This is a genomic window from Rhizobium sp. CC-YZS058, from assembly GCF_034720595.1.
Lineage (GTDB): Bacteria > Pseudomonadota > Alphaproteobacteria > Rhizobiales > Rhizobiaceae > Ferranicluibacter.
The window spans coordinates 1,601,652-1,616,094 of sequence record NZ_JAYESJ010000001.1; the positions used below are offsets into that span (position 1 = coordinate 1,601,652).

Here is a 14,443-nt window from a genome sequence, read left to right on the forward strand (position 1 = left end):
AAGGCTCCGGCCTTCCCGCGCCTTCGTCGATTTCGGACTATTCCCGCAGCGACCGGAAACCGATGTCCTTCTGTGTCTCGTAATCGAGGCGCACGGTGAAATGGGCCGCCCAGCGGGCGGCGAGCCCGTCCCGGATCATAGCGCAGAAGCGGAACAGCCGAGCGGGAAAACCGGTCTGCTTGTCCATGGCGGGGTGAGACGTCTGAAACAATGTCATTGCATGGGTCCTTTCGGTTCTCGGGGAGCAGAAAGGTCGCGACCATAAGAGGAAGGTAGCGCGGCCTGATCGATCATTCAAACGAATAGGTCTTATGGCTGGGATCACGGATTTTGATCATCCAGGCCAAGGTCCTTGTGAAGGACGGGTGGCAGAGTCCGACGCAACCCATCTCTCGTGTGGTGGTGCCGATACCGCTGGAGGCGGTCTACCAACCGGGCAAGCAAGTCCCATCGTGTTGTTGGTCGCCGTGCTGGCTGTGCACTCATCGCTGTTCTCCTTTTAAGTCACAGCCGAACGGGGCGCTGATCCGATGCCTTGACCTTGATGCCGAAATCAGGTTCAATCAAACGAAATCAAATGGGCTTAGCATTCAGAATTTTTGATGGAGGCAGGCATGAATATGATGCTGCGGCACGTGTTGCCGATGCTCGAACTCGACGTGCTGCGCACCTTCGTGGCCATTGCCGAAACCGGGAATTTCACCACGGCCGCCGAGGCGGTCTACCGCACGCCCTCGGCTGTTTCGATGCAGATCAAGAAGCTCGAGGAAACGCTGGGCGCGACGCTGTTTCTGCGGGATGCGCGCTCGGTCTCGCTGACGCCAAAGGGGGAAATTCTGCTCGTCTATGCGCGGCGGATGATCGCGCTGAACAACGAGACCGTCACACGCTTCCTGCTGCCGGACATGAACGGCGTGGTGCGGGTCGGGGCGCCGGAGGATCTCGGCGAGCGCATTCTGCCGGAAGTGCTGCGCAAATTCGCCGAATGCTATCCGAATGTCACCGTCGATGTGATGATCGGCACCTCATCCGTCATGCGCAAGCGGGTCGAGGAGCATCGGCTCGACATCGCCATCTACAATTGCTTTCACAAGGAAGCGACGCGCGAGAACGAGATCCTGATGGAGGAGAAGCTCGTCTGGGTCGGGACGCGCAACGGCTCCGCCCATTTGCGCAATCCGCTGCCGGTTTCGATGTGGGAGGAGGGCTGCGTCTGGCGTCAGGACGCCACTGAACGCCTGGCCACGATCGGGCGGGACTTCCGCATCGCATTCCTGAGCGCCCATACGACGGGCCAGAAGGCCGCCATCATTGCCGACCTCGCGGTCGCTCCGCTCCCGCGCTATCTGGTTCAGGGGGAATTGACCGAGCTCGGCCCGGCGGAGGGCCTGCCGGAACTGGGCAGCTATCTGATCGGCATGTGCGTCGAGGAGAACGCCGCCGCCCCCGTGCTCGCCGTCGCCGACCATGTCCGCACGGCCTTCCGGTCCCTGCTCTGACGAAAGGGCTTACGCGCTGTCCGTCTGTTTCAGCCAGCGCATGACCTTGATCTCGTCGTCGTTCATCCACCGGGTCAGCGTGTTGCTCGTGCTGCGGCGCATGCGGCGCAGCTCCATCAGCGCACCGGACTCGAAATCCTCGAAGACGCGGGGATGAATGTAGGAGCTGCGGCAGACGGCGCGGGTGTTGACGAGCGACGCGGCGATCGCATCCACCGCCTCGTTCATCTGCTTCTTGCGCAGCCTTTCGCTCGGGGCCGGATCGACGCTCGAAAGGGCCGTCGCGGCCATCTGCGTGGCGCCCCAGGTGCGGAACTGGCGCGAGGAAAACTCGCCGCCCGAGGCTTCCCGGATATAGGCGTTGACGTCCTGCGATCGGATCGGATGGCTGTGTCCGTCATCGTCCAGGTACTGGAAGAGGTTCTGGCCTGGCAGTTCCTGAAGTGTGCGGATGATGCGGGTGATCCGCCGGTCGGAATGGCTGAGCCGCCATTCCTTGCCCGACTTGCCCTTGAAGCGAAAATGCACGCTGGACCCGTCGATCTTGACATGGCGGTTGCGCAGGGTCGTCAGCCCGAAGGAGCCGTTCTCTTCCGCATAGACGCTGTTGCCGACGCGGATGAACAGGTGGTCGAGCAGCCAGACGACGGTAGCGAGCGCCTTGTCCATGCCGGGGCTTCGTAGCTTCAGGTCATGGTCCACGCGCTCGCGGATGCGGGGCAGGCGGGCGGCGAAGCTCGGCAGCAGGGCGAATTTCGCCTTGCCGCGCTCGGCATGCCAGTCGGGATGGTAGCGATATTGCTTGCGGCCGCGCGCGTCCACGCCGATTGCCTGGAGATGGCTGTTCGGCACGGGCGAGATCAGCACTTCGGTGTAGGCCGGGGGAATGGCGAGCGCCGCGATCCGCGATATCTCGCTCTCTTCGCTGATGCGCTTGCCGTCGGCGTCGTAATAGAGGAAGCCGTTCTTGCCCTGTTTGCGCGTGATGCCTGCCTCGAGCTTGTCGAGATAGACGAGTTCGGGGGCCGGCGTGTCCTGCACGGTTCCGGCGCTGGCTTTCTTCCGGATGGAAGCGGAGATGGAGGCGGTGATCTGGTCCACAGTGCGGTGAAAACTCGGCCGCCGCTGCGAAGTTCCACGCTGTCCGCAGCCTCTTTGTAAACCGCTCAGTCGCGGCTGCGTCGGCGCCGTCGTCCCCCCGTCTCGCCTGTGTCGGACGAGGTCCGGCGTTCGGGCAGCGTGACGACGTGGGCCAGATGCGGGAAGGCATCCACCTTGTTGGGCAGCGCCATGGCGGCGACGAAATGATCCTGGAATTTCGGCTCCAGCGCCGTCTCGATCTTCTCGATCCTGCGCACGGTGTCCTCGATCTCGCGACGGTAGCCGCGGTTGAGCAGGCACATGCGCGCCCCCGTTCCCGCCGCATTGCCGACCGCTTTGACGCGGTCGAGATCGCAATCGGGGATCAGCCCCAGCACCATCGCATATTTGGGGTCGATGAAGGTGCCGAAAGCGCCGGCAAGCCCGATGCGGTCGACATGGTCGACGCCCTGCTTGTCCATCAGCAGCTTGACGCCGGCATAAAGCGCCGCCTTGGCGAGCTGGATGGCGCGGATGTCGTTCTGCGTCACCGTGATGCGCTGGGCGCCCTCGTGCAGCAGATAGGAAAAGGTTCGGCCATTGCTGAGGATCCGCGGCGAGCGCGCGGCGAGCGTTCCGTCGATCACGCCGTCTTCGGAAAGCACGCCGGCAAGAAAGAGCTCCGCCACCACCTCGATGATCGCCGACCCGCAGATGCCGGTGATGCCGACGCCGGCTGCAGCCTCGGCAAAGCCCGGCTCGTCCGACCAGGGCTCGATGCCGATAACGCGGAAGCGCGGCTCCAGCGTGGCAGGATCGATGCGCACCCGCTCGATCGCGCCCGGCGCAGCCCGCTGGCCGGACGAGATTTCCGCGCCTTCGAAGGCCGGGCCGGTTGGCGAGGAGGCGGCGACGGTACGCGCCGCATTGCCAAGCACGATCTCGGCATTCGTGCCGATATCGACCAGCAGCATCATCTCGTCCTGCCGGTGCGGCCCTTCCGTCAGCGTTGCCGCCGCGGCATCGGCGCCGACATGGCCGGCAATACAAGGCAAGACATAGACCCGCGACCCGGCGTTGAGCGGCAGCCCGATCTCTGAGGCCTTGAGCGTGACGGCACCGGAGACGGCGAGCGCGAAGGGGGCGCCGCCAAGCTCCGTCGGGTCGATGCCGAGGAAAAGGTGGTGCATGATCGGATTGCCGACGAAGACGGCATCGAGAATATCGGCACGGCTGATGCCGCCTTCGGCGCAGACGCGATCGATCAGCCCGTTCAGCGCCTCGCGCACGGCCAGCGTCATTGCCTCGCGCCCGTCCGGGTTCATCATCACATAGGAGACACGGCTCATCAGATCCTCGCCGAAGCGGATCTGCGGATTGGAGGTGCCGGCGGAAGCGAGCGTGCGGCCGGAGAGCAGCGAGGACAGATGCATGGCGATCGTCGTCGAGCCGATATCGCAGGCAATCCCGTACGCCTCGTTCTTCAGCCCCGGATACAGCGCGATCAGCCGCGCCCGCTCGCCCTCGCTATCCTTGTGGATCGCTGCGGTCACCTTCCACTCGCCGGCGCGCAGCGTCTTCTGCAGGCCGGGGAGCAGGTGGAAATCGACGTCGAGCGCCTCGTAGCCCCAGTCGGCGGAAAGCGCCGCCTTCAGCCGGTCGAGATCGCCGAGCGGCTTGTGCATGTCCGGCTCTTCCACCTCGACATAGCACATATGGACGGCCGGATCGCGGGCGATCACCCGCCCGTCGCTTTCCTTGCGCACCACCTGCGCATTGACAGCCACATCCTGCGGCACGTCGATAACGAGATCGCCAGCAATGGTGGCCGAACAGGAGAGACGGCGCCCGTCCTTCAAATCGCGCAGGGCCGCATAGCGCTCTTCCTTCGGCCCGAAGGGGGACAGATGGTCCTTGGCCGATGTGATGCCGTGCTTGGCAAACTGCCCCTCCTGCACCTCGACCTGGCAGCGCCCGCAAATGCCCCGCCCGCCGCAGACACTTTCGACATAGACACCGAGCGACCGCGCCGCTTCCAGCACATTGGTCCCCACCGGAAACCGACCCCGCCGGCCGGAGGGCATGAAAAGGACGAGGGGGTGATCGGTCATGATGGTCTTTCTGGTCGGGCCTTGGGCTCACCGTAATCGAGCGGCTGGTGCCGCTCCATCTCCATCGCGTCATGGACTATGCGGCCCACGCCGATCAAGCCGGGCTCGATGACGCGATAGATAAGAAGATGGCGTGGGCTTTCGACGGTCCTATTGTCGATGCGCGCACGGTCGCGACTGTGGCGCAGGTGGTACGTGCGGACTGCCGGCCCCAGCTCGGGCCGATCGACGCTGCCGATGCGCAATGGATCTGCGGCGACGTCGTCCAGAGCTATCAGAATCAGTGCTTGGTAGCGCTGCCGCGCTGCGCGCCCAAACCGCCGCTCCGACCATTCCAGAATATCGACGACATCGGCGCGAGCCTGACGCGAAAGGCGATAGCGAGGCATCGGCTCACGAGGCGGACCTGGCGACCCGCGCTTGGGCTTGCTGGCCGAGCGTCTCCATCAGTTCCTCGAGCCCCTCGCTATCCACCTCAAGAAAATCGCCACCGTCTAGCTGATCGAAACCTATCTTCGCGGCCTCGGCAAGGGCAAAGCGCTTGGCCGCCTCCAGACAATCCCTTTCCTCGATGAGGCGGATTCCCTCGCTCAAGACCTCACTGGCGTTGCGGTAGCGCCCGGACTCCACGAGCCGGTCAACAATCTCTGCATTATCGTCGGTAAGAGATACATGTCGATTAGGCATCGCGAGCTCCGTTTCCTCGATCCCTTCTATAGCCAATAAGGAGACTCTCCAAGAGGGGAGGCTCGGCGTTGACGACCGTCACGACGCCGGTCACGCGTCACTCCGTCTTCGCTCCCGCGCCGGCACGCGCCGCGCGGCCGCCGCGGCGGCCGGAGCTGGCGCCGGGGGCGGAGGTGGCGGCAGGGGCGGCGCCGGCCTCGGCCGGCTTATGGTCGCGATAGGTCATGATCCAGTTGCCGCAGTTCTGGTCGGTGCCAGTCAGCACGTTGGCGGCGCGCACGGCCTCCATTTCCTGCGGGCGGCAGGGGTTCATGATCGCGGACGTCATGCCGGCGCCGATGACCATGGGGATGAAGCCGGCATTGATGCCGTGGCGATGCGGAAGGCCGAAGGAAATATTGGAGAGGCCGCAGGTGGTGTTGACCTTGAGTTCCTCGCGCAAGCGGCGGAGCAGCGCGAAGACCTGACGGCCGGCATCGCCGAGAGCCCCGATCGGCATGACCAGCGGGTCGACCACCACATCCTCCGGCTTGATGCCGTGGTCCATGGCGCGCTCGACGATCTTCTTGGCCACGGCGAAGCGCACGTCCGGATCCATGGAAATGCCGGTTTCGTCGTTGGAGATGGCGACGACCGGCACGTCGTATTTCTTGATCAGCGGCAGGATTGCCTCGAGCTTCTCCTCCTCGCCGGTGACGGAATTGACGAGCGGTCGGCCCTTGGCGACCTTGAGGCCGGCCTCGATGGCGGCGGTGACCGAACTGTCGATCGACAACGGCACATCGACGAGGCCCTGAACGATCTCCAGCGTCTGGACGAGGAGGGCCGGCTCGGTGGCATTCGGATCGACGGCCGTCACGCCGGCATTGATGTCGAGCATGGTGGCGCCGGCGGCGACCTGTTCCAGCGCATCCTTGATGACCGTCTCGAAATTGCCGGCCACCATTTCCGCCGCCAGCTTCTTGCGCCCGGTCGGGTTGATGCGCTCGCCGATCACGCAGAAGGGCTGATCGAAGCCGATGATGATTTCACGCGTGGCGGACGCGACGATGGTGCGGGTCATGCCTGGAAGTCTCCTCGATGATGTCGTGCAGCCGCTTCAGCCGGCCTGTGTCTGTCTTGAGCGCGACCGGAACCGGTCGCGGCGAACCTGTCAATGCGGCTGCCTGGCGGCCGTGCCGGCCATTTCCTGCTGGTCCTGGGTCTGGCCGTCGCGCAGCTCTTCCATGCGGTGCGCCACGGTCTCCTCGCCCGGATTGCGCTCGCGCCGCCAGGGCGTCCGCCCCTTCAGCACGCCGGATTCATGCACGATCTCCGCTACATATTCTTCCTGGCGGTAGGCCATGACGTGAACGCCCGAGACACCGGCAATTTCCTTCACCTCGTTGATGATGTCGATGCAGAGCTGCTTGCCTTCCTTCTTCTGGTCGGCCGCGCCTTCGAGCCGGGCGATGATGGCGTCGGGAATATGGACGCCGGGGACGCTCGCCCGCATCCAGCGCGCCGTGCGGGCCGAGGCGAGCGGCCCGACGCCGACCAGGATGAAGCACTTCTCGTCGAAGCCCAGATCGCGAACGCGCTCCATATAGCGGCGGAACATCGGCACGTCGAAGCAATACTGGCTCTGGACGAACTGCGCCCCGGCCTCGATCTTCTTGCCCAGCCGGTGGGGGCGGAAATCGTAAGGGGGCGCGAAGGGGTTGATCGCGCCGCCCAGGAAGACCTGGGGCGGCGAGGTGAGCTTGCGGCCGGAGAGGAACTTCGACTGGTCGCGCATGATCCGCACGGTCTCGAGCAGCGACATGCAGTCGAGATCGAAGACCGGCTTGGCGCCCGGCTGGTCGCCGGCCTGCACGCCGTCGCCGGTGAGGCAGAGGATATTGGCCACGCCCATTGCCGCCGCACCCAGCACGTCGCCCTGGATGGCGATGCGGTTCTTGTCGCGGCAGGCGATCTGCATGATCGGCGCATAGCCCATGCGGGTCAGCAGCGCGCAGATGCCGACCGACGACATGTGGCAGTTGGCCCCCGAGGCATCGACCGCATTGATGCCGTCCACCCAGCCCTCGAAGATCGCAGCGCGGGCATAGACCTCTTCCGGGTCGGCGCTGTCGGGCGGATTGAGCTCGGCGGTGACGGCGAACTCGCCGCGCCGGAGCACCCGCTCCAAGCGCCCGCGCGAGGAGTGGCCGGGCAGGGGATCGAGCGGCAGGTGTCGGCCAAGCGGGTTTTCATCGTAATGGGGGAAAAGCGGCGGCTCAGCCATGGATCTTCGCCTCCGCGGCTTCAGCGGTTTCGCGCGCCTCGGCGGCGGCGGCCGTGACGCGCAGCCAGGAGGAGGTTTCGCGCAGCGACTGGTTGACCGGCTTCTGGACGGAGAGAATCGCATCGCCGCCGGCCATCTGTCGCGAGCCTTCCCAGGCCTTGACCCAGACGCAGGGCATGTCGGGCTCGACCTCGCAATTGCCGTTGGCGCGCACGCCGCCGCAGGGGCCGTTGCGCAGCTGTTTCGGACAGTTCATCGGGCAGGACATGCCGGTGGAGGAGAGAATGCACTGGCCGCACATGCGGCAATCGAAGAGCAGACCTTTCACGCCGCGCTCGACCACCGTCACCGGCTTTTCGACCCGCGCATAGCCGAGCCGCTTCCAGACCGGATGCAGCTTCAGGAACACGGCGGCGAAGCGGTGGTAGACGCCCTCGAGCAGCCGCGCATGGCGCACCGACCAGAGCCGGATCGTATAGCTGTGCTGGCCGCGGCGATTGGGCGAGACGGAGGAGGGCGTGTAGGCGCCGGTTGCGGCCTTGGCATGCGGCGCGGCATTGCCCTTGGCAGGTTTGACCGCGGGATCGAGCTTCGGCGCCGCAAGCTCTGCGAGCGGCCGGTTGGTCTCAGCCATTCGCGCGCCCCCCTGCCTTGACCAGGGCAACGAGCCGTTCGCGGTCATAGGCCTCTTCCAAGGCAGCAGCCGCGAGATCGGCTTCCGCTTCCAGATCGTCGGAGACCGGGACGGGCTCTCCCTTGCGCCACTCTTCGAGATAGGCGCCGCTTTCGGCAGCCGCCGTGCGCATGGCGGCCATGTCGATCGCCTCGGTGAAGCGCAGCGAGAGTTCGCGCTTGGCGCTCTTGCGGCCCTGCTTGATGATGATCTGTGCGGGAATGTCGCGCCAGTAGACGATGATGCGGTCTGCCATCGGCGTTCAGGTCTCCTCTTGGCCCGGATGCTCGCTGAAGTCGGGGCGCGCCGCGCATCTTGGCACGACGCGCGGCCTGTTCAAAAGCGACTTCGCACCCGGCGCTACCAGATCCCGCGCCGCATCCCGTTCCAGAGATAGGTCCAGATCGGCGGATGGTACCATTGCCGGGAGGTGCCGGAGACCGAAATCGGTGTCAGGCGGCCGGCCAGCGCATCCTCGACGGCGCGACTGGCGATGTCCGTGCCTGCCGCCGTCAGGAGCAGCGGATAGGTGTGCATCGTATCGGACCGCAGCGGCTTTACCCGCGCCTGGTAGAGAACGCCGCCCGTATCGACACCGGCGTCGACGAGGTGGATCGTCGTTCCGAAATTGCCTTCGTCGCTGCAGATGCGCGACCAGTAGCCGCCCATCAGGCCGCGATAGTGCGGGTTGATGCCGGCATGGAGGTTCATGACCGGGCAGGGCATCATCGAGAGCGTTGCGGCGCTCAGCATGCGGCAGCTGACGAGGAGTATGGCATCCGGGCGTTCGGCCCTCAGAACATCGATCGCCTCGGTGCTGTTGATCGAGGGAATGGCAATGGTGCGGATCGCGGGGTCGGGCGCATCGGAGAGGCCATAGTCGCGCAGGATCTCGGCGGCGCGGGCCTCGGTGAAGCGTTTTCCGAAGCGCGAGCTCATCATCGTCGCCAATTGTCCGAGCGCCGTGATCCAGCCGAGCTTGCGGGCCCGCCGGCGCACGAAGAGCGATTTCGATTCCGGCGGCTCGACAAGGACCGTCAGATCCGGGAAGCGGCGGGCCAGCGCGTTGATCAGCACCTGCGGATTGCGTCCGCCGGCCGTGATGATCACCAGCTTGCCCTGTCGTTCCTCGCTCATCGCAGATCTCCCTTCGGCCGAAGCGTCTCTGCCAGAAAAGCTTTGCGTTCCGCTTAATCGCACCCGGTTTGCGCAAGGGCGGGCCCGAGATCGCCATAGCCGGTGAAGCGGTATTCATAGGCGAGCCCGAGCCGGGCGGCGGCCGCTTCCGCCTTCTGCTGAAGCGCGTCATCCTCTTCCTGGGAGAGATAGACGAGCTTTCTGTAGTGGCCGAAATAGGCGTCGCGCAGTTCCGGATGACGGTCGAGGCCGAGCGGCTCGATGACAAAGGCTTCGAACTGGCGGGCCAGGAAATCGGTGAGGAAGAAGGCGGTCAGATCGTCGTCCCACCGCGCGGCGAAGGCATCATTGCCGGCGAAGAAGGAATAGCAGTGCGGGCCGGCGATCCGCGCCACGCCTTCCTCCTCGCAAAACCGGTCCAGCATCCCGCCCGTGCCGCAATCCGCATAGGCGATGAAGAACCGCTCACCCCCCTCCGCGCGCAGTTTCGCAAGCTCTTCGCGCAAGCCGGGGACGATCTTCTCCGGCGTGTTGTGGAAGATGGCAGGCAGGCAGGAGAGGCTTATGTGGGCCAAGCCCTGCTGCGTGCAGACAGCGAGAATCTCCCGGGCGATCGCGCCGCAGCCGATCACGTGAACTTTATGACGTTTGGTGCGTTCATGGCTCACGAGGGGGCCCATGGCATCCTCGAGCTTCGTCGCAACACGGTTTTCCAAGGAACCCACGCTCATGACCGTCAAGACCCTCGCCACCGTCGGCATCGTTCTCGTTTCGCTTGCCTCGCTCACCGCTTGCGGCAACACGATCCGCGGCGCAGGCCGGGACACCGCCAACGCCGTCGACGCGACGCAGGATGCCGGCCGGAGCGTCCAGCGCGCTGCCAACTGATCGCGGCCAGACCTTAAGTGAGAAAAGCCGGCTGCGCTTGAAAGAGCGGCAGCCGGCTTTTTTGTTGGTCACCCCTCCTGGTGTCGGAGGGCGGACGGGATCAGCCGGCCAGCTGGTTGTGGCGGCGCTTCATGAAGTCCTTGGCGGTTTCGACCGCGACCGCCGCATCGCGGCAATAGGCATCGGCGCCCACGGCCTTGCCGAATTCCTCGTTCAGCGGCGCGCCGCCGACGAGAACGACCGTGTCGTCGCGGATGCCCTTTTCCTTCATCGTGTCGATGACGACCTTCATATAGGGCATGGTCGTCGTCAGCAGCGCCGACATGCCGAGGATGTCCGGCTTCTCGCGCTCGATGGCATCGAGATAATTCTCGACCGGATTGTTGATGCCGAGATCGACGACGTCGAAACCGGCCCCTTCCAGCATCATGCCGACCAGGTTCTTGCCGATGTCGTGAATGTCGCCCTTGACGGTTCCGATCACCACCTTGCCCTGCTTGGGCGCGCCGGTGGCGGCGAGAAGCGGCCGCAGGATCGACATGCCGGCCTTCATCGCGTTGGCGGACAGCAGCACTTCCGGCACGAAGAGAATGCCGTCGCGGAAGTCGATGCCGACGATCCGCATGCCTTCGACCAGCGCCTGGGTCAGGACGTCATAGGGCGCCCAGCCGCGTTCGAGAAGGATGCGCGTTCCTTCCTCGATCTCCTCCTTCAGCCCGTCATAGAGGTCGTCGTGCATCTGCTGCACGAGCTCTTCGTCGGAGAGTTCGGAAAGAATGATGTCGTCGTCTGCCATGCCCGTCTCCTCGCTCGAGAATCCTCCGAGACTATGCCCCAAGGCTAGCGCCCCTGTCGCGCAAAAACAGCGTCGGAAAACGACAAGGGCAACGGCGGAAGCGACGGGGGAGGACCCGCTGCACAGGCCGCGCTTCGCCATGGACAGTGCCGCCGCAAGAGGCTAGGCCCTGTCTGGCTTGCGCCATTTCCCGGCGCAGCGAGACGGGTTTCGACCGCCGACCTTGATAGCATGCGCGCCAGAAGCGATGCGCTGCGGCGCGGGCGGGAAAAGGCTGGAGGAGGCACTGCGATGAGCGAACTCGACGGACAGGTGGAGGACCGTGGCGGCCGGCGTTCGCGTGGCGAGGGCCGCGGGGCCGCTGCCCGGCGCGCCTCGCGCAGCGGCGGCGGGGCAGGGCCGTCCCTTCCCTACATCACCCGGCGCATTCGCGAATATGAAGTGCTGGACGACGAAGGCCTGGCGCTGATCGAGGCGAACGCCGACCGGATTCTCGAGGAAATCGGCATCGAGTTCCGGGAAGACGAGGAAGCGCTGGCGCTCTGGAAGGCGGCAGGGGCGGATGTGCGGGGCGAGCGCGTGCATTTTCCGAAGGGGCTCTGCCGCGCGCTTTTGAAGACCGCGCCGCGCGAATTCACCTGGCATGCCCGCAATCCGGAGCGCAACTGCCATGTCGGCGGCAAGGCGACCATCTTCGCGCCGGTCTACGGCCCGCCCTTCGTGCGCGACCTCAACGGCGAGCGCCGCTATGCGACGATCGAGGATTTCCGCAATTTCGTGAAGCTCGCCTATATGGCGCCCTCGATGCATTCCTCCGGCGGCACGGTCTGCGAGCCGGTCGACGTGCCGGTGAACAAGCGCCATCTCGACATGGTCTACAGCCATCTGCGCTATTCCGACAAACCCTTCATGGGCTCGGTCACGGCGCCGGAACGCGCCGAAGATACGATCGCGATGGCGAAGATCGTCTTTGGCGACGAATTCGTTGAAAACAATTGCGTGACGCTCAATCTTATCAACGCCAATTCGCCGATGGTGTTCGACGGCACCATGCTCGGCGCGCTGAAGGTCTATGCACGGCACAACCAGGCCTGCGTCGTCTCGCCCTTCATCCTCTCCGGTGCCATGAGCCCGGTGACGGTCGCCGGCACGCTGACGCAGATCCTCGCCGAGGTGCTGGCCGGCGCGGCGCTGACGCAGCTGATCCGCAAGGGCGCGCCGGTGCTGTTCGGCACCTTCGCGGCTTCAATCTCCATGCAGTCCGGCGCGCCGACCTTCGGCACGCCCGAGCCTTCACTGGTCTCCTATGGTGCGGCGCAGCTCGCCCGCAGGCTCGGTCTCCCGTTCCGCACCGGCGGCTCGCTCTGTGCCTCCAAGGTGCCGGATGCGCAGGCCGCGCATGAATCGGCCAACACACTGAACATGACGCTGCTTGCCGGCACAAACTTCGTGCTGCACGCGGCAGGCTGGCTGGAGGGCGGGCTGGTCTCGTCCTACGAGAAGTTCATGATCGACCAGGACCAGCTCGGCATGATGCAGCGCATGGCGGAAGGCGTGGACCTGACCGAGAACGGCCAGGCGCTGGAGGCGATCCGCGAGGTCGGTCCCGGCAGCCACTATCTCGGCTGCGCCCACACCCAGGCCAATTTCCAGACCGCCTTCTACCGCTCGGCGCTTGCCGACAACAACTCCTTCGAACAGTGGGAGGTCGAAGGCGCCAAGCGAATCGAGGAGCGGGCGAATGCGCTGGCGCGCTCCTGGCTCGACCATTACGAGGCGCCGCCGCTCGATCCGGCGATCGACGAGGCGCTGAAGGCCTTTGTCGACAGCCGCAAGAATTCGATGCCCGACGCCTTCACCTGAAGCGAGCCCGAGGCCGCCAGGGAGCAAGGCGGCGCGGCGCGGATCGCCGATCTCATCCAGAAGGAGGTCTGGCGCCCGCACTACACTGCCGCACGGCGGCTGCCGCAGTGACGATCGATGTGGCGGCCCTTTCCGAAGCGCTGAGTGGCCATGGGCTGCAGCTCAGGGGTGGCTTGACCTTCTCCGCTGTCGAGGATGCGCCGCTGCTGTCGAGTGGCGCGCCGGCTGTGGGTCTGGTGCTCGTCGGTCCGGCCGGGGGCTCTCTCTGGCCGGCGTTCTCGGCCTGGCATGCGGACCATCCCCTCCTCGATCATCCGCTGGATAGCTGGTCGAAAGCGGTCGTCGGGCCGATCGCCGCACAGTTCAGCGCGACGGCGTGGTATCCGTCCGATCCGCCCTACCAGCCGTTCCAGCGCTGGGCGAGGGCCGCGGAGGGACTTGAGGCCTCCCCGCTCGGCATTCTTGCCCATCCGACCTTCGGCCTCTGGCACAGCTACCGCGCCGCCCTCGGCTTTTCGACGCCCTGGCCCGAGCCGGCGCCGCCGCCACCGCCGCATCCTTGCTCCACCTGCGCCGATAAACCCTGTCTCACCCAGTGCCCGGCCCATGCCGTCGCGCTCGGCCACTTCGACGTCCCGCGCTGCCGCACCCATCTGGCAAGCCCGCAGGGCCGAACCGGCTGCCAATCCCACGGATGCCACGCCCGCAACGCCTGCCCCACCGGCCGCAACCATCGCTATCCGCTGGAACAGCTCCGCTTTCATATGGCGGCGATGAGCGCTTGACGGGGTGAGGCTGAAGCCTCCACTCTCCAGCCCGCGAACCGATGCCCTTGTTTATGATATCGCAGGGTGATACCAGTGAGGCTCAGCGGGAAACATCGACTGGCGATCTTTCGCGATCCTGTCGCGTCGACCATCGCCTGGCGGGACGTCGAGTCGCTGCTCCTGGCATGCGGAGCGGAGCTTACGGAAGGCAATGGATCGCGCGTGCGCATTGTGCTGCACGAGGTGCGTGCCGTCTTCCATCGGCCGCATCCCCAAAAGGAACTTGACAAGGGCGCCGTCCGGTCGTTGCGACGGCTGCTTCTCGAAGCAGAGATCGAGCCATGACGATGATGTACTACAAGGGCTACGAGGCGGTCGTCGAGTTCGATGATGAATCTGATCTGTTTCACGGCGAGGTCATCAACCTTCGCGATGTCATCACGTTCCAAGGGCATTCGGCAGCAGAACTGAAGGCGGCCTTCCGAGACTCGGTCGAGGACTATCTCGCATTCTGCCGAGAAAGGGGAGAGGAGCCCGAAAAGCCCTATTCGGGACAATTCCTCGTCCGCACCGAGCCGAAGCTGCACAAGGAGATTTCGCTCGCTGCCCGTCGCTCCGGCCTCAGCCTCAACAAGTGGATCACCGCGGCGCTTGAGCGGGCGATCCGGTGAAGCGC

Annotated in this window: 18 protein-coding genes; 6 read left to right on the plus strand and 12 right to left on the minus strand. The window is 65.2% G+C overall.

Annotation, left to right across the window (positions count from 1 at the left end; genetic code table 11):
• Positions 1 to 37: 37 nt before the first annotated feature.
• Positions 38 to 217, minus strand: coding sequence for a hypothetical protein (locus tag U8330_RS07605; RefSeq protein WP_323104571.1), 180 nt, complete (start codon positions 215 to 217; stop codon positions 38 to 40).
• 397 nt (positions 218 to 614) lie between these two features.
• Between U8330_RS07605 and U8330_RS07610 the strand changes: the two genes are divergently transcribed.
• Complete coding sequence (locus tag U8330_RS07610) at positions 615 to 1,499, plus strand: LysR family transcriptional regulator (protein WP_323104573.1); 885 nt, start codon at positions 615 to 617, stop codon at positions 1,497 to 1,499.
• Between the two features lie 9 nt (positions 1,500 to 1,508).
• On the opposite strand, the gene U8330_RS07615 is transcribed toward U8330_RS07610, so the two are convergent.
• The 10 genes from U8330_RS07615 to U8330_RS07660 form a co-directional block, all read right to left on the minus strand.
• Positions 1,509 to 2,540: a DNA topoisomerase IB gene (locus tag U8330_RS07615; protein WP_323104574.1), complete on the minus strand. Its 1,032-nt coding sequence runs from the start codon at positions 2,538 to 2,540 to the stop codon at positions 1,509 to 1,511.
• Positions 2,541 to 2,665: 125 nt separating this feature from the next.
• A complete protein-coding gene (locus tag U8330_RS07620) occupies positions 2,666 to 4,690 on the minus strand; it encodes an ASKHA domain-containing protein (protein WP_323104575.1) in 2,025 nt (674 codons plus the stop codon).
• Positions 4,687 to 5,079, minus strand: a complete 393-nt coding sequence (locus tag U8330_RS07625; protein WP_323104577.1) for a type II toxin-antitoxin system RelE/ParE family toxin — start codon at positions 5,077 to 5,079, stop codon at positions 4,687 to 4,689. The genes U8330_RS07620 and U8330_RS07625 overlap by 4 nt, the downstream gene beginning before the upstream one ends.
• A gap of 4 nt (positions 5,080 to 5,083) precedes the next feature.
• Positions 5,084 to 5,377, minus strand: a complete 294-nt coding sequence (locus U8330_RS07630) for a type II toxin-antitoxin system ParD family antitoxin (protein ID WP_323104578.1) — start codon at positions 5,375 to 5,377, stop codon at positions 5,084 to 5,086.
• Positions 5,378 to 5,474: 97 nt separating this feature from the next.
• Positions 5,475 to 6,440: a methyltetrahydrofolate cobalamin methyltransferase gene (locus U8330_RS07635; protein WP_323104579.1), complete on the minus strand. Its 966-nt coding sequence runs from the start codon at positions 6,438 to 6,440 to the stop codon at positions 5,475 to 5,477.
• 90 nt (positions 6,441 to 6,530) lie between these two features.
• The gene (locus tag U8330_RS07640; RefSeq protein ID WP_323104580.1) at positions 6,531 to 7,643 is read right to left on the minus strand and encodes a methylenetetrahydrofolate reductase; all 1,113 of its coding nucleotides are present in this window, start codon (positions 7,641 to 7,643) and stop codon (positions 6,531 to 6,533) included.
• Positions 7,636 to 8,277: a methylenetetrahydrofolate reductase C-terminal domain-containing protein gene (locus U8330_RS07645; protein WP_323104581.1), complete on the minus strand. Its 642-nt coding sequence runs from the start codon at positions 8,275 to 8,277 to the stop codon at positions 7,636 to 7,638. The genes U8330_RS07640 and U8330_RS07645 overlap by 8 nt, the downstream gene beginning before the upstream one ends.
• Positions 8,270 to 8,572, minus strand: a complete 303-nt coding sequence (locus tag U8330_RS07650; RefSeq protein WP_323104582.1) for a virulence factor — start codon at positions 8,570 to 8,572, stop codon at positions 8,270 to 8,272. The genes U8330_RS07645 and U8330_RS07650 overlap by 8 nt, the downstream gene beginning before the upstream one ends.
• Positions 8,573 to 8,676: 104 nt before the next feature.
• Positions 8,677 to 9,453: a formyl transferase gene (locus tag U8330_RS07655; protein ID WP_323104583.1), complete on the minus strand. Its 777-nt coding sequence runs from the start codon at positions 9,451 to 9,453 to the stop codon at positions 8,677 to 8,679.
• 53 nt (positions 9,454 to 9,506) lie between these two features.
• Positions 9,507 to 10,133 (minus strand): DUF1638 domain-containing protein, encoded by a 627-nt coding sequence (locus U8330_RS07660; RefSeq protein ID WP_323104584.1) that lies wholly within the window; start codon positions 10,131 to 10,133, stop codon positions 9,507 to 9,509.
• A 49-nt stretch (positions 10,134 to 10,182) separates the two neighbouring features.
• Here U8330_RS07660 and U8330_RS07665 point away from each other — a divergent pair, with 49 nt between their 5' ends.
• A complete protein-coding gene (locus U8330_RS07665; protein ID WP_323104585.1) occupies positions 10,183 to 10,341 on the plus strand; it encodes an entericidin in 159 nt (52 codons plus the stop codon).
• Between the two features lie 100 nt (positions 10,342 to 10,441).
• Here the strand turns inward: U8330_RS07665 and U8330_RS07670 are convergent, their stop codons facing one another.
• The gene (locus tag U8330_RS07670) at positions 10,442 to 11,137 is read right to left on the minus strand and encodes a B12-binding domain-containing protein (RefSeq protein WP_323104586.1); all 696 of its coding nucleotides are present in this window, start codon (positions 11,135 to 11,137) and stop codon (positions 10,442 to 10,444) included.
• 291 nt (positions 11,138 to 11,428) lie between these two features.
• Between U8330_RS07670 and U8330_RS07675 the strand changes: the two genes are divergently transcribed.
• From U8330_RS07675 to U8330_RS07690, 4 genes are all read left to right on the plus strand, one after another.
• Positions 11,429 to 13,000 carry a trimethylamine methyltransferase family protein gene (locus tag U8330_RS07675; protein ID WP_323104587.1) on the plus strand — a complete coding sequence of 524 codons (1,572 nt, stop codon included), beginning with the start codon at positions 11,429 to 11,431 and terminating at the stop codon, positions 12,998 to 13,000.
• Positions 13,001 to 13,107: 107 nt separating this feature from the next.
• Positions 13,108 to 13,785 (plus strand): ferredoxin, encoded by a 678-nt coding sequence (locus U8330_RS07680; RefSeq protein ID WP_323104588.1) that lies wholly within the window; start codon positions 13,108 to 13,110, stop codon positions 13,783 to 13,785.
• Between the two features lie 75 nt (positions 13,786 to 13,860).
• A complete protein-coding gene (locus U8330_RS07685; protein ID WP_323104589.1) occupies positions 13,861 to 14,112 on the plus strand; it encodes a type II toxin-antitoxin system HicA family toxin in 252 nt (83 codons plus the stop codon).
• Positions 14,109 to 14,438, plus strand: coding sequence for a type II toxin-antitoxin system HicB family antitoxin (locus U8330_RS07690; protein WP_323104590.1), 330 nt, complete (start codon positions 14,109 to 14,111; stop codon positions 14,436 to 14,438). The genes U8330_RS07685 and U8330_RS07690 overlap by 4 nt, the downstream gene beginning before the upstream one ends.
• The last annotated feature ends 5 nt before the right edge of the window (positions 14,439 to 14,443 follow it).